Origin of the sequence: Paenibacillus residui, assembly GCF_042677205.1 — a bacterium.
In the GTDB taxonomy this organism is placed as follows: Bacteria; Bacillota; Bacilli; order Paenibacillales; family NBRC-103111; genus Paenibacillus_L; species Paenibacillus_L residui.
In genome coordinates this window covers 133,606-149,767 of record NZ_JBHTIU010000012.1, presented here as the reverse complement: position 1 = coordinate 149,767, position 16,162 = coordinate 133,606, and the positions used below count along the sequence as shown (strand labels likewise).

15 protein-coding genes and 1 pseudogene are annotated in these 16,162 nt (G+C 50.2%); 12 read left to right on the top strand and 4 right to left on the bottom strand.

Annotation, left to right across the window (positions count from 1 at the left end; all coding sequences use genetic code 11):
- Positions 1-257: 257 nt before the first annotated feature.
- Entirely contained in the window at positions 258-1,817 is a 1,560-nt protein-coding gene (locus ACFQ03_RS04685; protein ID WP_379286391.1) for an ABC-F family ATP-binding cassette domain-containing protein, read from the top strand.
- Positions 1,818-1,951: 134 nt separating this feature from the next.
- On the top strand, positions 1,952-2,239 hold the full coding sequence (locus tag ACFQ03_RS04680) for a Dabb family protein (protein ID WP_144940404.1): 288 nt from the start codon (positions 1,952-1,954) through the stop codon (positions 2,237-2,239).
- Between the two features lie 963 nt (positions 2,240-3,202).
- Here ACFQ03_RS04680 and ACFQ03_RS04675 read toward each other — a convergent pair.
- Entirely contained in the window at positions 3,203-3,634 is a 432-nt protein-coding gene (locus tag ACFQ03_RS04675) for a hypothetical protein (RefSeq protein WP_379286388.1), read from the bottom strand.
- Between the two features lie 121 nt (positions 3,635-3,755).
- On the bottom strand, positions 3,756-4,088 hold the full coding sequence (locus tag ACFQ03_RS04670) for an ASCH domain-containing protein (RefSeq protein WP_144940408.1): 333 nt from the start codon (positions 4,086-4,088) through the stop codon (positions 3,756-3,758).
- A 155-nt stretch (positions 4,089-4,243) separates the two neighbouring features.
- Here ACFQ03_RS04670 and ACFQ03_RS04665 point away from each other — a divergent pair, with 155 nt between their 5' ends.
- From ACFQ03_RS04665 to ACFQ03_RS04650, 4 genes and pseudogenes are all read left to right on the top strand, one after another.
- Positions 4,244-5,290: a M42 family metallopeptidase gene (locus ACFQ03_RS04665; protein WP_379286386.1), complete on the top strand. Its 1,047-nt coding sequence runs from the start codon at positions 4,244-4,246 to the stop codon at positions 5,288-5,290.
- A 6-nt stretch (positions 5,291-5,296) separates the two neighbouring features.
- Positions 5,297-6,643, top strand: a pseudogene (locus ACFQ03_RS04660) (ABC-F family ATP-binding cassette domain-containing protein); the annotation flags it as partial.
- A gap of 18 nt (positions 6,644-6,661) precedes the next feature.
- Positions 6,662-7,231 carry a hypothetical protein gene (locus tag ACFQ03_RS04655; protein WP_449290180.1) on the top strand — a complete coding sequence of 190 codons (570 nt, stop codon included), beginning with the start codon at positions 6,662-6,664 and terminating at the stop codon, positions 7,229-7,231.
- 117 nt (positions 7,232-7,348) lie between these two features.
- The gene (locus tag ACFQ03_RS04650) at positions 7,349-8,965 is read left to right on the top strand and encodes an ABC-F family ATP-binding cassette domain-containing protein (protein ID WP_150960335.1); all 1,617 of its coding nucleotides are present in this window, start codon (positions 7,349-7,351) and stop codon (positions 8,963-8,965) included.
- Positions 8,966-9,537: 572 nt separating this feature from the next.
- On the opposite strand, the gene ACFQ03_RS04645 is transcribed toward ACFQ03_RS04650, so the two are convergent.
- A complete protein-coding gene (locus ACFQ03_RS04645) occupies positions 9,538-9,738 on the bottom strand; it encodes a hypothetical protein (RefSeq protein ID WP_144940417.1) in 201 nt (66 codons plus the stop codon).
- Positions 9,739-9,942: 204 nt separating this feature from the next.
- On the opposite strand from ACFQ03_RS04645, the gene ACFQ03_RS04640 reads away from it, so the two are divergent.
- From ACFQ03_RS04640 to kapB, 5 genes are all read left to right on the top strand, one after another.
- The gene (locus tag ACFQ03_RS04640; protein ID WP_144940419.1) at positions 9,943-10,422 is read left to right on the top strand and encodes a glutathione peroxidase; all 480 of its coding nucleotides are present in this window, start codon (positions 9,943-9,945) and stop codon (positions 10,420-10,422) included.
- Between the two features lie 112 nt (positions 10,423-10,534).
- Positions 10,535-11,056 carry a hypothetical protein gene (locus tag ACFQ03_RS04635; RefSeq protein ID WP_379286381.1) on the top strand — a complete coding sequence of 174 codons (522 nt, stop codon included), beginning with the start codon at positions 10,535-10,537 and terminating at the stop codon, positions 11,054-11,056.
- Positions 11,057-11,398: 342 nt separating this feature from the next.
- Positions 11,399-12,148, top strand: coding sequence for a DUF6483 family protein (locus ACFQ03_RS04630; protein ID WP_379286379.1), 750 nt, complete (start codon positions 11,399-11,401; stop codon positions 12,146-12,148).
- Positions 12,141-12,455 (top strand): thioredoxin family protein, encoded by a 315-nt coding sequence (locus ACFQ03_RS04625; RefSeq protein ID WP_186328464.1) that lies wholly within the window; start codon positions 12,141-12,143, stop codon positions 12,453-12,455. Before ACFQ03_RS04630 ends, ACFQ03_RS04625 begins: the two co-directional genes overlap by 8 nt.
- A gap of 35 nt (positions 12,456-12,490) precedes the next feature.
- A complete protein-coding gene (gene kapB, locus ACFQ03_RS04620) occupies positions 12,491-12,886 on the top strand; it encodes a sporulation phosphorelay system protein KapB (RefSeq protein WP_379286376.1) in 396 nt (131 codons plus the stop codon).
- Between the two features lie 45 nt (positions 12,887-12,931).
- Here kapB and ACFQ03_RS04615 read toward each other — a convergent pair whose 3' ends face one another.
- Positions 12,932-13,846, bottom strand: a complete 915-nt coding sequence (locus ACFQ03_RS04615; protein WP_379286374.1) for a stalk domain-containing protein — start codon at positions 13,844-13,846, stop codon at positions 12,932-12,934.
- Positions 13,847-14,333: 487 nt separating this feature from the next.
- On the opposite strand from ACFQ03_RS04615, the gene ACFQ03_RS04610 reads away from it, so the two are divergent.
- On the top strand, positions 14,334-16,064 hold the full coding sequence (locus tag ACFQ03_RS04610; RefSeq protein ID WP_379286372.1) for a hypothetical protein: 1,731 nt from the start codon (positions 14,334-14,336) through the stop codon (positions 16,062-16,064).
- The last annotated feature ends 98 nt before the right edge of the window (positions 16,065-16,162 follow it).

Here is a 16,162-nt window from a genome sequence, read left to right as displayed (position 1 = left end):
TCCAAACCTTCCTCTAAACGCGGTCGCTCTTCATGACTTTACTTCGATAAAGGTTTATACAGTACTTTGAAGGGAGTCCAGGAACTGAAGACGCCCGGCATTAGTAGAAGCTTTTTGTGACAGTAGGAATTACTGTAAAATATAAAGATTCCTATTGTAAAAAATCTGCCGTCTTTCCTGTCCGATTCAGTTGGTGTTATAATAAACCGACGGGTTAGACCGATGATTAGGAATAGACAGGAGATTTGGAATAGAGTATGAGCCTTTTGACAGTTGAAGATTTAAGTCATAGTTTTGGCGACCGGATGTTGTTCAAGAACGTTTCGTTCCGGCTGCTGGCGGGTGAGCACGTCGGATTGGTCGGTGCCAACGGGGTCGGGAAGTCGACGTTAATGAATATATTAACGGGTCAGCTTCTGAAGGATACGGGCAAGGCGGAGTGGACTCCGAATGTCCGTTACGGTTATTTGGATCAGCATACTAATCTGCAGCCAGGCAAGACGGTCCGCGATGTATTGAAAGAAGCTTTCCTTCCCCTATACGAGCAGGAGAAAGAGATGATGGCCATTACCGAGAAGATGGCCGATGCTTCACCTGAAGAGCTGGAACCCCTGCTTGAGCAGATGGGGGAAATTCAGGAAAGACTGGATCATAGCGGATTTTATATGCTTGATGTGAAAATCGAGGAGACCGCAAACGGCCTTGGCCTGGACGCGATCGGACTCGACCGGGATGTCGCCAGCCTGAGCGGAGGTCAAAGAACGAAGGTGCTTCTGGCCAAGCTGCTTCTGGAGCAGCCGACGGTGCTGCTGCTGGACGAGCCGACCAACTATTTGGATGTCGGTCATATTGAGTGGTTAACGTCCTATTTACAAGAATATCCGTATGCGTTTATCCTCATTTCCCATGATACGGAATTTATGAATAAGGTCGTTAATGTGATTTACCATCTGGAGTTCGCGAAATTAACCCGGTATTCGGCCAACTATGAGAAATTTCTGACGATGGCGGATATCAATAAGAGCCAGCATATCGAAGCCTACGAAAAGCAGCAGGAGTTTATTAAAAAGCAGGAGGATTTCATCCAAAGGAATAAGGCTAGATACTCCACCTCAGGCAGGGCGAAGAGCCGGCAGAAACAGCTTGACCGATTGGAGAAGATTGACCGTCCCGAGGAGGCGGCGAAGCCGGTTTTCACGATCAAGGAATCGAGGGCCAGCGGAAGAATCGTCTTCGAAGCGGAGGATCTGGAAATTGGTTATACCCGTCCTTTGCTGCCGAAGCTGAATGTGACCATCGAGCGCGGAGACAAGATCGCGATTGTCGGCAGCAACGGGGTAGGAAAGTCGACGCTTCTCAAGACCATTCTTGGCAAGATCGAGCCGTTATCCGGCAGGACCTTCACCGGAGACTATCTGTATCCGGCTTATTTCGAGCAGGAAGTGAAGCCGGGCAATCTAACACCGATCGACGATGTGTGGAACGAATTCTCGCATATGAACCAGCACGAGGTTCGGGCAGCCCTTGCACGGTGCGGTCTGAAGAACGAGCATATTACCCGGCCATTAAATATGCTTAGCGGAGGAGAGCAGGCCAAGGTCCGCTTGTGCAAATTGTTCATGCGGGAGAGCAACTGGATCCTCTTCGATGAGCCGACCAACCACCTTGATGTAGTGGCCAAGGCGGAGCTGCAAAGAGCCCTCAAGGAATACAAAGGCACGGTTCTGTTAGTCTGTCATGAGCCGGACTTCTATGAGAATTGGATTACGAAGGTCTGGAATGTGGAGGAATGGTCTCATCGTCAGGTCATTTCCTGATAACCTTCCGCTATATTTTCCGGCTTCGCGGCTGGGGCTGATCGCCAAGAGTTTAAGCTTCGTCGTGCAGCTTCGGTTTACGGGTTGAAGCAGCACGATGAAATTAACTATATTTTGAGAAGGAGCCATCGGTTATGATTACCCACATTGTATTTTTTAAATTGAAGGAAAGATCGGAAGCGGTAGTATCCGAAACAGTTAACGTCTTAAGAAATATGGAAGGAAAAATCCCGCAGCTGCGCTACATTGAAGTTGGTGTGGACGTTCTCCATACCGAGAGATCGTATGATATCGCCTTGATTACTAAGTTCGACACTCTTGACGATCTGCAGGCGTACCAGGTACATCCTGTCCACCAGGAAGTCATCCGGCATATGAACAACGTGAGGGAATCCTCCGTTGCAGTAGATTACGAGAGCTGATTGTTTGCCTAAGATTAGTATGAGGGAGCCGTTTTATAAGCGGCTCCTTTTTCTAGTTAGACGGCCAATCCGCTTGCACGGCACCATCAGAAAATGAATAATAGACGGATTTTCAAGGTAGAGCACGCTTTGCCTGGGAGGGGGATGATTACTACGGATGAGCCCGAATTAATGTTTCTGGTGATTTTGCATACTCTATTTAGCTGAAAAAATATATAGTGATTTGGGCATTGAAGAAACAAAAATTCACTTCCGACTTTCATTCAATATCCTCCCGGTCGATGCTTTGGACTGTTATCCCCTTTACTCAGAAAGGCGCAATTGCCGAGATTCTCAGCGGTCAACCGAGATAATAAGCTTCGACCCTATTTGCCTAATTTTAAAAATCATTTACGCCGGAATCTTGTCCCAGAAAGACACTGAGCCTAAGGGATAACAGTCAGAAGGTCAGTAAGAGCATCCGGTCCGTCACAAAAGAAACTGGGTCAAAGTGATAACGGCCAAAAGAACGGAGAAGGGCAACTATTCGCACAAAAGTACTGATTCAATGGGATAATAGTCAGAAGGTCAGTGAGAGCATCCGGTCCGGCACAAAAGAAACTGAGACAAAGGGATAACAGCCAAAAGAACGGAGAAGGGCAACTATTCGCACAAAAGGTACTGATTCAATGGGATAACAGTCAGAAGATCAGTAAGAGCATCCGGTCCGGCACAAAAGAAACTGAGACAAAGGGATAACAGCCAAAAGAACGGAGAAGGGCAACTATTCGCACAAAGGTACTGATTCAATGGGATAACAGTCAGAAGGTCAGTGAGAGCATCCGGTCCGGCACAAAAGAAACTGAGTCGAAGGGATAGCTGTCAGAAGGGCGGGGAGAAAAGAGAGTTGAGGCCCCGTCGGATATTGCAATAATTTTCAATAACCGATAAGCGAGGCCCAATCATGTGATTCCTGGGGTCCTATTACCACAGCTCGGGTTTGGCGACCATGAACCACATCATAAGCAGCATGAGAATGAGATATAGGATCAGGTTCAACCGCAGCTTCGCGGTCAGCGCTTCCTTATCCGCTTCGGGCTCCATAATTTTGCGCAGGGTGGGAGAGAAGGCCCGGGCGATAAAAAACAACGAGCCAAACATGACAACCAGCGTCATCACTACCCAAGAGGTCAGCCATGTCCAGTGAGTGATCCAAATAAGAAGAGCCCCTGATATGACAAGCACATGTCCGGCATGCTTGCACAGACGCACGGCATATTTAAACATGGGCACATAGTGAGAAAGGCTCTCTTGCGTAGCCCGGCGCATTTTGGGCAGCAGCGGGAAGAGAATCAGGAAAGGGCCGATGGAAGCAACAGCACTTAATATATGTACATACAACAACAACGAATACATTCGGTTTATCCTCCGGAACGTTTGAAAAATACAGTAAAACAGTGTAGTATCCTAAATGGAACTACACTGCAAAGTTGAAATAGCAGGTTCGCCGGGCTGACGGCCATAAGTTGTCAGAAGCTTAAGCGATGGGGCGGAATTCATGTACCCATACTTTCATATTCGCTGACCAGGGCATTCCTGGATGCATGGACAAAATATATTGCTTGTATGCTTCCAGACTCTCGAAGCCTTCCGCTTGAGCTTGGGCATCGGTCAGTTCGCCCAGAGATTGCCTGTAGACATTATAGACTTCGAAGGAACGGCCGTTCAGCTCCATAATCTCTCCCGGATCGGCGTAGCGTCCGTTTCGCCTTTGTGCGGATTTTGTGCCGTTCAGCACTTTTTGAATATCTTCCTCAACGGTGATCAAACGGTCTATTGAACAAGTTTTAGGGGGAAGTGTTTCCGACATAGCTTAGTCCTCCTTCCGTTATCGGCCTTAAGGCCATAAATCAATGCTGGCTGTTCAATCATTTTACCATAATAACTGTAACCACTTCGTGCTGTTTTTACTCGTTATATTAACATTTCGCGAACAATGTATTCCATATTCCAGGAGGGATTTCAATGATGGATCAAATCAACCGTGACTATGTGCTGGATTTTCTGCGGCGTCTGCTGTCTATTCCAAGTCCGAGCGGTTACTGCAAGGAAGCCATGGAACTGATCGCTCAAGAAGCCTTGAAGCTGGGCGGCCAGTTCGAGCTGCTGCCCAAGGGCGGGGGAGTCATCACGGTCCAAGGCCGTAGCGTCCCGCCGATCGGGCTGACGGCTCACGTGGATACCTTGGGGGCGATGGTCCGATCCGTCAAAGATTCCGGGCGTCTCCGCTTATCCCCCGTAGGCGGTTTTGCAATGAGCTCCATTGAAGGAGAGTACTGTACGGTACATACTCGTGACGGGAGACAGTACTCGGGTACCATTCTAACGACCAGTCCTTCCGTTCACGTTTATCCGGATGCCCGGGATTTGAAGCGCGAAGAGGCAAATATGGAGATCCGGCTGGATGAGGAAGTCGCCAACAGGGCAGATGTGGAAGCGCTGGGCATTCGGGCGGGAGACTATGTTTCCTTTGATCCCCGAACCCGTTTTCTGCCTAACGGATGGATCAAGTCCAGGCACTTGGATGATAAAGCGGGAGTAGCCTGTCTGTTCGGATTGTTGGAGTGGATTGTTGCGAGAAACATAGAGCTGCCAAGAACGGTAAAAATCTTCATTTCCGTCTATGAAGAGGTCGGTCACGGCTCGTCCTATATCCCGGAAGATATTCGGGAGCTGATTGCTGTCGATATGGGGGCCATCGGGGACGATTTGACCTGTACGGAGAAGGACGTGTCCATCTGCGCCAAGGATTCGACCGGTCCCTATGACTATGAAATGACCTCGAAGCTGATTCGTTTGGCCGAACGTGACAAACTGGATTTTGCCGTCGATCTGTATCCCTTCTACGGCTCCGATGCATCTGCTGCGCTGCGCGGCGGCAGCAACATCCGGGCTGCTCTGGTCGGCCCCGGAGTTCAGGCTTCCCATGCGGTAGAAAGAACTCATGAGAAGGCGTTGTGGAATACGACAGCTTTATTGGCTGCTTATATAACGGACGAAGCCGGGAGTTGACCGATAATGAACATTTTAACAGCAGAGCATTTATCCAAAAGCTATGGCGATAAAATACTGTTTAACGATATAACCTTCTCGATTGCCGAGAAGCAGCGGATAGGCCTAATAGGGGTGAACGGTACCGGCAAATCGACCTTGCTGAAAATCGTGGCGGGCTTGGAGACCGCGGATCAAGGCGAGGTCATTCATTCGCGGCAATTCCGTGTCGAATATTTGCCGCAAAATCCGGATTTCGAAGAAGGGACGACTGTTCTCGAATACTTGTATAAAGGCGACAGCCCCATCATGCAGGCCGTCCGGGAATACGAGTCGGCCTTACTCGATCTGGAGCGCAGCCCCGAGGATGAGGCCGCTCAACGCCGGCTGTTTCAGGCGCAGGGCAAGATGGATGCAGCGGATGCATGGGAAGCGGGAACACAGGCCAAAACCATTTTGACCCGATTGGGAATTTTCGAATTCGATAAACCGGCCGCTCTATTGTCGGGAGGCCAGCGCAAAAGGGTGGCTTTGGCTGCCGCATTGATCCAACCCGCCGATCTGCTTATTCTGGACGAGCCGACGAACCATATTGATAACGATACGGTGGAATGGCTGGAAGAGCATTTGTCCAAATACAGAGGGGCCCTGCTGCTTGTCACCCATGACCGCTATTTTCTTGACCGTGTTACCGACAGAATTTTCGAAATCAGCAGAGGCCAACTGTACAGCTACGAAGGAAACTACGGTGTCTTTCTGGAGAAGAAGGCGGAGCGGGAGGAGCAGGAGGCTTCAAGCGAGGCCAAGAGACAGAATATGCTTCGCCGGGAATTAGCCTGGCTCAGAAGAGGGGCCAGAGCGAGAACGACGAAACAGAAGGCCCGTGTTCAGCGGGTGGAGGAGCTTAAGGAGAGGGGGCCCGGAGCACAAGCGGAGTCACTGGATCTATCGGTTTCCGCCTCCAGATTGGGCAAGAAAATCATTGAGATCGAGCACCTGTCGAAAGCTTTCGGCGGGCGAATCTTGATTTCAGATTTCAGCTACATCATGCTGCCTAAGGATCGCATCGGAATCATTGGCCGGAATGGCAGCGGCAAAACGACCTTGCTCCAACTGTTGGCCGGCCGGATGCAGCCGGATGAAGGACGGATCGAAATCGGACAAACCGTCAAGCTGGCGTACTATACCCAGGAAAGCCAGGACATGGACGAACAGATGCGCGTGATCGATTACATTAAAGAAGGGGCGGAGATGATTCGCACCCAAGACGGTCAGACAATTTCCGCAGCACAGATGCTGGAACGATTCCTCTTCCCGCCGGCCGCCCAATGGAACCGCATTGGCAAGCTGTCGGGAGGGGAACGCAGACGGCTGTATTTGCTGCGGACCTTGATGGGGGAGCCGAATGTTCTGCTGCTGGATGAGCCGACCAATGATCTGGACGTCGAGACATTGACCGTTCTGGAAGATTATTTGGACAGCTTCCCCGGAGTGGTCGTAACGGTCTCTCATGACCGCTATTTCCTTGACCGGACAGCAGATCGGCTGTTTGCTTTCGAAGGGGAAGGCCGTATCCGAACCTTCGAAGGCAGTTATTCCGATTATTTATCCTTGAAGCGGGAAGAAGCCAGAGAAGAGGAAGCGGAGAAGAAGAGGCTGCCGGAAGAGTCACTCCGTTCCGGCGACAACCGCAGGTCGGCCGATTCTTACTCCAACCGCCCACGAAAGCTCTCTTATAAGGAGCAGAAGGAATGGGAGGAAATTGAAGAGGTTATTGCGGAACTGGAGGAGCGGGTTCAGCAGCTTCAGGAGAAAATCTCCGGGGCCGGAAGTGATTTTACTCAGGTCCAGTCGCTTTATGAAGAGGAGCGAATCGCATCGGAGGAGCTGGAGAGGGCGATGAACCGCTGGGCGGAGCTTTCCGAGCTGGTGGAGCAGATCGAGCAGGAAAAAAGAAAGTGAGCTTAAACCGTCCTCTTATGTTAAGATAGAAGTTGCGGCCTTCGCCCTATATTTTCGGATTGGGACAGGAAGGCTGTTGCGGAATAAGAATGATCCTTGCGAAGGGGGTTCCTATAAATGATCAGCACAAGTAATTTAGGGCTGCGCTTCGGCAGCCGGGCACTTTTTGAAGACGTTAATATTAAATTTACTCCAGGGAACTGCTACGGGTTGATCGGCGCTAACGGCGCGGGCAAATCGACCTTTCTTAAAATATTGTCGGGAGAGATCGAGCCTACGAACGGAGAAGTTCATATAACGCCGGGCGAACGACTCGCTGTTTTGAAGCAGAACCATTTCGAATATGATGAATTTGAAGTGTTAAAGACGGTCATCATGGGGCATACCCGGCTGTACGAAATTATGGAAGAGAAGGATGCTCTGTATGCCAAGCCAGATTTCTCCGACGAGGACGGGATGAGGGCGGCCGAGCTTGAAGGCGAGTTTCAGGAATTGAACGGCTGGGAAGCCGAATCGGATGCCGCTGAATTGCTTATGGGTCTCGGGATACCCAAGGAGCTGCACGATCAGAAGATGAAGGAGCTAAGCGGGAACGAGAAGGTTCGCGTACTCCTGGCTCAGGCTTTGTTCGGACGGCCGAATATTTTGCTGCTGGATGAGCCGACCAACCATCTGGATCTCGAGTCGATCCGCTGGCTGCAGAATTTCCTGGACGGCTATGAAGGCACCGTTATTGTCGTATCCCATGACAGGCATTTTCTGAATGAGGTTTGTACGCATATCGCCGATATTGATTTCGGTAAAATTCAGATGTATGTCGGAAACTATGACTTCTGGTATGAATCCAGTCAGCTCGCTCTGAAGCTGGCCAAGGAAGCGAATAAGAAGGTGGAGGAAAAGCGGAAGGAGCTGGAAGCTTTTATCCAGCGCTTTAGCGCCAACGCTTCGAAATCGAAGCAGGCGACCTCCCGGAAGAAGCTGCTGGAGAAGCTGACGCTGGATGACATCAAGCCGTCTTCCCGTAAATACCCGTACATCCATTTCAAGCCGGAGCGGGAAGCGGGCAAGCAGCTGTTGACCGTGGACAGCATTTCGAAGCAGGTCGATGGCGAGAAGCTGTTGAACAAAGTTAGCTTTGTCGTTAATAAAGGGGACAAAATCGCTTTAGTCGGACCCTACGGCAATGCCAAGACGGCGCTTTTCCAAATTTTGATGGGAGAGATGGAGGCGGATGAAGGAAGCTATACTTGGGGGGTCACCACTACCCAGGCGTATTTTCCGAAGGATAACGCCCGCTATTTCGAGAACGACCTGACTTTGGTCGATTGGCTTAGACAGTTTTCCAAGGAGCAGGACGAGTCTTTCATCCGCGGATTCCTTGGAAGGATGCTTTTCTCCGGGGAAGAGGCGTTGAAGAAATCGAGCGTACTGTCCGGAGGAGAGAAGGTGCGCTGCATGTTCTCCAAGATGATGCTGTCGGGGGCCAACGTTCTTCTGATGGATGAGCCGACCAACCACTTGGATTTGGAGTCGATCACCGCGTTAAACAACGGCCTGATTGATTTTGACGGGACGCTTATTTTCGTATCCCACGACCATCAATTCATTCAGACGATCGCGAACCGCATTATCGAAATAACGCCTAATGGCCTGATCGATAAGCAGATGACTTATGATGAGTACCTGGATCATCCCGATGTGAAAAAACAGAGGGAGCAGCTTCTGGGCGTATAATAGGCACGGCCGGGTGGCCCCGGTAGGAAGGGGCTGCTCCAAAAGCGTTCGCATAAAACGAGAGCATCCCAAAAACGAAGAAAAAAGGACCTCAAATCCCACTGTGAGTGGGAACGGGGTCCTTTTTTAGCAGCCAACTTTAACACTAGGTGGGGCTTGAAAAATCATAAATCGACTTATGAGATAGCCCCGGTTGTCCACCGGATGGTGTAAAAGACAATCAAAACTGCAGGTCTTTTCTGGAAAAAGCCGCGTAGTGCCCTATTCTAAAGCGATAATGCAGGTCTTTGGAGCGATTTTTGCGAAATGGCCGCATTTTGCCGAAAAGACCGGCACATTTGAGCGTCTTTCACCCTCTTTTTGGAAAAAGGCGCGATTTTAATGTATTTTTGCTCGTCTTTGCGATGTATTTACCGACCCGGATGCGACGTGTGGCTTTCCCCTGCATACGTCACAGTAGGTGGATTTTACAGGGCTCATACTCATCCTGCACAAAAAAATGACGTGAAAAGTACTGATCGGCACTCTTCACGTCACGCCCCCCGGTTTGATTATCTAACTTTCGGGGAACATTAACTGCCTCCGGTCCGCCGCCGCTGATTGTTGACTTTCTTGGTCATTTGGCTCTTCAGTACCTGATTTTCTTGCGGGCCGAAGTTTTTGTTGCTCTGGCTCTGGGCCTGCTTCTTCTGAGCGAGCTTATTGCGTACGGCATCCGCCAAGCTGATTTTTTTCGGTTGCTGCGGATTTTCGGATTGGGTGGAGTCCGTCATTGTCGTATCCCTTCCTTGTCTTCAACGTTTTTGTCACCATTTTAATGGTTTTGGTGGCGATCATCAACTATTCTTAACGGATTTTCTTATGTATTTTTATGTTTTGCCCGGATTAGATTCGACGGTTTGTTGCTGGTATAATAGGGAAAACAGTAATTCTGCAAGTATGGATGATATTACATAAACCTTCAGGAGGGATTCTATATGAAAGAGAGTATTTATGATCTGACTGTGAATAGAGCGGACGGACAGCCTGTAAAGATGGCGGAGTATAAAGGAAAGGTGCTGCTTCTTGTCAATGTGGCGTCTCAATGCGGTTTTACACCGCAGTATGAAGGGCTTGAGAAGCTGCATCGGGAATACAAGGACCGCGGTTTAACCGTGCTGGCCTTCCCTTCCAACGATTTTGGCGGACAGGAGCCCGGGACGATGGAGGAAATCATGACCTTCTGCCGGACGAGATACGATGTAACCTTCGAAGTAATGGAGAAGGTACATGCGATAGGAGAGCAGAAGCATCCGCTCTATCAATGGCTTACGGACGCTTCAGAGTCCGGCGAAGAAGTGAAGTGGAATTTCGAGAAATTCCTTATTTCGCGCGATGGCCAACTGCTGGCTCGCTACGACAGCCGGACGGGCCCGGAGGACCCCGTTCTGTTGTCCGATGTCGAGAAGGCGCTGTAATCGTTCGCGCTGCAATGGGACGGCGGTAGTGCTCGCAGTTTCCCGCAATGTAAACAGATATAATCGAATAGGCTACGCAATTCAATCACGGGATTAAAGGCAGGTAGAAAAATTGTTTGACCCGACCATTTATGACAATATTAAAGTCGTCCTTGAAGGGGCCGTCTATGATTGGGATTTGGCCGGAAGGATTGCAATTATAGACCGAAGCGACCGCGTAGATTTGGCCGTGCTGGCCCGTTCCTACTCTGTTCGTTTCACTGAACGGGACCGGGATGGCGTTGTCAGCGCAGAAATGGAGCTGCATGCCGGCACGGCCGATCTGGCTTCCGAGATAATGGAACTAGAAACGATGAAGCCCGGCTGCAATCTGACGGTCCGGTTCTTCTCCAGAGTGAAGGACGAAGAAGCCTGCCGCGCCATAAGGACTATTCTGGAAGAGCTGTGGGGCACCGAATACCGTATAACTCAAACCCTTTCCTACGTATACGGTGAGCCCTCCCGGGATTACCGGAATGAGACGGCCATTGATTTCGGAAGGAAGTTCGGGGAAGAAGTGATAGAAGATATTCCGCGTCTGATCGAGAATATTATGCAATCGCTCAGCCAATTAAATGACCTTTGCGGCAGATGAACGGGGGAGACTGGGTTGGCTTTCCATCCGGGTTGTGCTGACAAACATCTGCAAAAGTACAGGTCTTTGGAAAGGAATTGGTTAAAATTGGCTACAGACATGCAATTGTGCAGGTGAATTCTCCATTTATCTGATTTGGCAATTTTTACGGCGATAGACCTGCAGTTTTGCTCGTCTTTTACACAATTTGCCCGATTTTCGCCAATTGACTTGCACTATTGCTTGTATTGGCCGCCATCTTCATATTACTGGCGGAGCACCATTGGAGTCCGATTACGGCGCGGATGTTAATAAGCCCCAACACATTTTTAGACAACCGCTGCATAATGAGGGGGACCGGATGTGTATCACAGAGATTATTTGATGCGGCTTATCGGTCAGATGACCCAGATGCTTGGCCGGATGGCCGGGCTGCGAAAGGAGCAGAAGCACGAGCAGGCGGAAGCGATCATGGAGGAGTGGCTGGGACGCTCCCTCGGCATGAGCTTGAAGCTGATCCGGGCATTGTCGTACCAGGATTTGATCCGGCTGTTGACCAGCGGCAACGGGACCGACACCGACAAGCTGTTGATTGTAGCCCGGGTCTTGCGGGAGGACGGTGAGCTGACCGAGAGCAGATACGGGCGGGATGCCGCATATCCGCTGTATGTCAAATCGCTCATGCTGCTGCTGGCGGCTCGCAGATTGGGAATTACCCATTGCGATTATATGGACTTGGCGGAGGAAACCGACGGACTGCTGGGGCGCCTGGACTCCTACTCCTTGGAAGAAGATTGCTTGCAGGCAATATGTCTGTATTACGAGCAAACGGGACGTTATTCCAGGGCGGAGGACCGGCTGTTTGAATGGTTGGAGAATGCTGCCATGGATCAAGCGAAAGCCATCCGATTCGGAAAAGCAATGTATGAGCGTCTCCTGGAGCTTCCGGACGATGCGCTTCAACAAGGCGATCTGCCAAGGGAAGAAGTACTGGAAGCTGTGAGGGAGCTTCAAGCGATCGAAGAGCAGCGGCAGGGTGAGAACGTGGTATCCGTTGCCCCCGCATCTTGTTCTCAATCCGATAGACACAGCGGAGCGAATGATCATGACTGAGATTACAGAAGAGGAATGGTTTCAGAAGGTAAACGCATCGGAGGATGCATTCGCCGTCTTCCTGTATACCCCGTTCTGCGGGACCTGCAAGCTGGCCGGACGAATGCTTGAGATCGCGTCCGAAGCGCTGCCCGGTCTGCCCGTCTACCGGTGCAACCTGAACTTCGCCCCGATGGCGGTCAGCCGATGGCGGATTGCAACGGTTCCGTGCGTTCTGCTTTTTGACAAAGGGCAATGTACCCGGCGGCTGAACCGGATCGAATCGGCAGATACGTTGTACCGGTTTCTCATGCAAGCCAAGGAATAAGAAGCAATTGACGAAAGTAGAAAGGAGATGGTTTTATGGCAGAGGTTTATCCGATTGGAGAAATTGTGCAGGCGGATTATAAAACGGGCCGGTATATCGGCAAGATTATCGACTGGAATCCGCAGGGGACCAAAGCGGCTGTTCAAGTTCTAGCCGTGCTTAAGCATCCTATGCAGGGCAACTTGCATCATCCGATGAGTCCCGATGTTTCGTATTTTCATCAAAGAAGGGCTCTGGCCGACCAGGAAATCGCATTGATGCCGATAGATACTATCCAGCCCTATTCCGGCACAGTCCCTGATTACGAATCTTCTTTGAAAGATGCGCTAAGAGCGGATATGGCCGCTTTGGATAAAACGATCCGTTTCTCGCAGAAATGCTTGGCGGAGCTGGAAGCACTGCAAAAAGAATATTTTCCGGATGAATCATAAACGAAAATCCCGGTCAGTCCGTTCTGACTCGGGATTTTTTTCCTTCTAATGGCCAAATTCATGCATGAATTGCTGAGTCCAATAAGTGCTGCTCGAGCCTTCGTGGCTGCCAATGCCAACATAATCGTAATCTTCCGAAACGATATTGATCAGATGACCGGGACTCTGCTCCCAACCCCAAATGACCTCTTCCGTTGACGGGTAGCCCATAGCTATATTTTCGCCGGCACTCTGAAACTTCAAGCCGAACGACCTCATCATATCAAAGGGGCTCCCATAGGTAGGAGAAGTATGATCGAAATATCCGTTGTCGCTCATATCCTTGGATTTCTCCCTTGCTACCTTGCTTAATTCCACGTGAAGCCCAAGGGGGAACGATGCTCCATGCTTGGTTCTGACGCCGTTCGTCAGGAAGAAGGCATCCAGCTCGGCTTCCTTCATCTGTTTAATATCTCCCTTCGCCGGATAGTTGGGGAAGGAGAAAGCTGTGGCTTCCGTTCCGTTCGGCGTCAGCTCCGCGGTCAAGGTGGACTCGTCCCAGTTTACGGTATAACCAAGCAGCTCTCCACTTGCCCGAAGAGGAATCATCGTTCGTTCTTCCAGCAGCATGGCCGGCACATCCAATTGAGCCACAAGGGAGACCGCTTCCCCTTGCATCGAGCTTTGAATATATCGGGAATTCAGCATGATCATTACAGAGGTCTCATTCAATGCAATCTCTGCGGACCGGCTCTCATTATTCCATTTCACCTCGGCACCCATAGCTTCCATCACCGGTCGGATTGGCACTAGTACTCTGCCGTCTATCCGGGCCGGCCCCATGTCAGGAAAAGAAACGGGTTGTCCATTAATCTTGATTGTAATTTGCTCTGCCTGGGCTGCTGAGCCTCCGGGAAACAGCATGAATGCCGTCAGGCAAAGGGTGAACCAGCAGGTGATCCATTTTCCTATGTTCTTCATTTCTACTCCACCTTCTTATTGCGATCTGGTTGTCCTATAAGATTTCGAAGAAAAAGAGCCTTTTAAGGGAGGTACGTTCACCTATTACTTAAAGCAGTCGCTTTAATCTATGGCTTCCCGTCATTTCCAGAACAGTGTACGGTTCAAGAACAGGATTCACTGTCATTTTCCTCCTTGCTTTTAATGGATTGGGGGTTTTGGAGACACCGTTGCCTCTATTGAATAATGTACTAATCTGGAAATTCGAGTCCCCTTGTATACAATTTACCACAGGTTTAGCGATCTGTTTGATATTATTTTTTTTGCATTGCCGCCTGCTTGGCAAGCTTGTCCTTTTTCTTGCCGCTCCATTGGCTCTTCGCATCTTCCTCGTCGAAAAATTGTCCATTACTCTTTAGCTCAAAGGAATCTCCGCCCGCATGTCGAAAACTACAAAAGAAAAATGCACTTGTAACCATGGCGTACGGTGCAATAGGGAGGAATAATCATGTCTGCTATAGCCGACTGGCGAGAGGTCCATGCTTCGATGAAACAGGTTTTATCCGAGTTTATTCCAGTGGTTCGCTCCTGGACGACCGAAGAAGATAACCGGGTTCTGGATCCATTCGAAACCCATTACAGTGAAAATTACGCTCCCGGCAATGCGGCCGTTCTCCTGTCTTCCGCATACCGGAATCAGGGACGTGCAGAAGATCTGGAAGCATGCCTGGACATGGTGCGCAGATCGGTCGAGCTGCTTAAGGACCGGGAAGGGGTCTCGCCTTTCTGCCGGGTCTTCTTATTCCATTACAGCTTGATGTCTCTGCTGCTTCTGCCGGAGGAGGAGCGCGAACGCTGTCGGATGGAATTCGCGGGATTTTATGCAAAATACGAGGATGACTGCTTGCAGATCAATACGAATTGTGCGGCTCTGCAATGGGGGATGGAGCTGTTTCTGGATGCTCTCGGGTTCCGGGAGGCGGATGCTGTTAAGTTGGAAAGCCTTCTCTCTATGGTTGAAATGGCCCAGCTTCCCAGTCATTTCATTAACGATGAACTGACCCATGAGCGGATTTCTCTTGACGGGATGCCGATTGCTTATCATTTGTTCATTGTTTTTATTCTTGCCGGGACGCTCATAGCGATCGAACGGTGGAAACCGGTTCATGCACAATTCAAAGCCCGGGCGGAATCCGTGATCGCACGGGGGATCGATTGGATGCTCCCCGCGATGGCTTCCGATGGGACATTGGCCATGACGGAACGCAGCAGTCATCAGATGTTTACCTGGGGGGCGCTCATTGTCCTTCTTAGTCTCACCAATTTAAAGAATGAGCCGATTTTCAAAAAAACGTGGGAATATTGGCTGAAATTCCGCAAAGAAGACGGCAGCTACAGCTGCACCCCCAATTATTTGCCTCACGGGCTGAGAGTCGGATTTGAAACCTATACTCACGTTAATATGTATAATAATCTGGGCATGACCGGGATCGCTTTGGCGGAGCTCTGGCTTGCCCGGGGCGGGAAGATTTTTACTCCGGAAATGGACGGATACAGGATACACGAAGAGAGTCGTGTGCTCGATTTCCACAGCGGGTTCGCCTTCATCAAGCGGCCGGGCCAATCCTTCGCCAGTACATTGCGGATGCACAGCTGGAAATATACTCCGGCCATGCAGGGCTTTCATTATCGGCTGGACGGTTACTCGCTCCCTCTGGCAGAGCCCAGACTGCCGGCCTACGAAGCCCGGGATCAACGATTCTTTGCAGATGGAGTATGGGAAGGGGTGCTGCTGGTTGACGAGAATGGCGGGTATTGCTTTCCCGATACAGTGGAGAACGTTGAAGCAGAGGTCAATGAAACGGGAATCAGCATGCATTGGCAAACGGAAGCTCTGGATTGTCGGAAAGAAATCGTTATGCTGGACAGAGGGTTTTCTTGGAGATATCGCCTGCACTTAAAGCGAACGATCAATTCCCTTCAACAGAGGCTGCCCCTATTGATTCACGATGGACGGGAAGGCTTGCGGGTAAGGGAGATTTCGAGGCAGCAATTGGTGTTGTCCTGGGCGGGCCAGACTTATCGCCTTGAATGCGGGCGGGCATCGGGAATCGAAATCGGCCTAGAGAGAAGTCTGCTATCCGCCTCGGGAGTGGCCGCATCCGGCATCATCAATATCCCCATTCCGTCTGCAATCGGTACCGTAATCGAATGGGAAACGAGATTGATAGCGGATTAGTGGAAGGAATAGAGCCGCATAACTCTGAACAATTAATGAATATTTGATAAAATGATTGACATTCGAAACTATGGAAGTCAAAAATGGAATAGTGTCTT

Excerpts from the sequence above, each read along its gene's own strand:
- ACFQ03_RS04640 (WP_144940419.1), top strand. The coding sequence starts at position 9,943 with ATGAAAGAGAGTATTTATGATCTGACTGTGAATAGAGCGGACGGACAG.
- ACFQ03_RS04625 (WP_186328464.1), top strand. The coding sequence starts at position 12,141 with ATGACTGAGATTACAGAAGAGGAATGGTTTCAGAAGGTAAACGCATCG.
- kapB (WP_379286376.1), top strand. The coding sequence starts at position 12,491 with ATGGCAGAGGTTTATCCGATTGGAGAAATTGTGCAGGCGGATTATAAA.
- ACFQ03_RS04665 (WP_379286386.1), top strand. The coding sequence starts at position 4,244 with ATGATGGATCAAATCAACCGTGACTATGTGCTGGATTTTCTGCGGCGT.
- ACFQ03_RS04650 (WP_150960335.1), top strand. The coding sequence starts at position 7,349 with ATGATCAGCACAAGTAATTTAGGGCTGCGCTTCGGCAGCCGGGCACTT.
- ACFQ03_RS04655 (WP_449290180.1), top strand. The coding sequence starts at position 6,662 with ATGGGGGAGCCGAATGTTCTGCTGCTGGATGAGCCGACCAATGATCTG.
- ACFQ03_RS04645 (WP_144940417.1), bottom strand. The coding sequence starts at position 9,738 with ATGACGGACTCCACCCAATCCGAAAATCCGCAGCAACCGAAAAAAATC.
- ACFQ03_RS04615 (WP_379286374.1), bottom strand. The coding sequence starts at position 13,846 with ATGAAGAACATAGGAAAATGGATCACCTGCTGGTTCACCCTTTGCCTG.
- ACFQ03_RS04685 (WP_379286391.1), top strand. The coding sequence starts at position 258 with ATGAGCCTTTTGACAGTTGAAGATTTAAGTCATAGTTTTGGCGACCGG.
- ACFQ03_RS04680 (WP_144940404.1), top strand. The coding sequence starts at position 1,952 with ATGATTACCCACATTGTATTTTTTAAATTGAAGGAAAGATCGGAAGCG.
- ACFQ03_RS04675 (WP_379286388.1), bottom strand. The coding sequence starts at position 3,634 with ATGTATTCGTTGTTGTTGTATGTACATATATTAAGTGCTGTTGCTTCC.
- ACFQ03_RS04610 (WP_379286372.1), top strand. The coding sequence starts at position 14,334 with ATGTCTGCTATAGCCGACTGGCGAGAGGTCCATGCTTCGATGAAACAG.
- ACFQ03_RS04670 (WP_144940408.1), bottom strand. The coding sequence starts at position 4,088 with ATGTCGGAAACACTTCCCCCTAAAACTTGTTCAATAGACCGTTTGATC.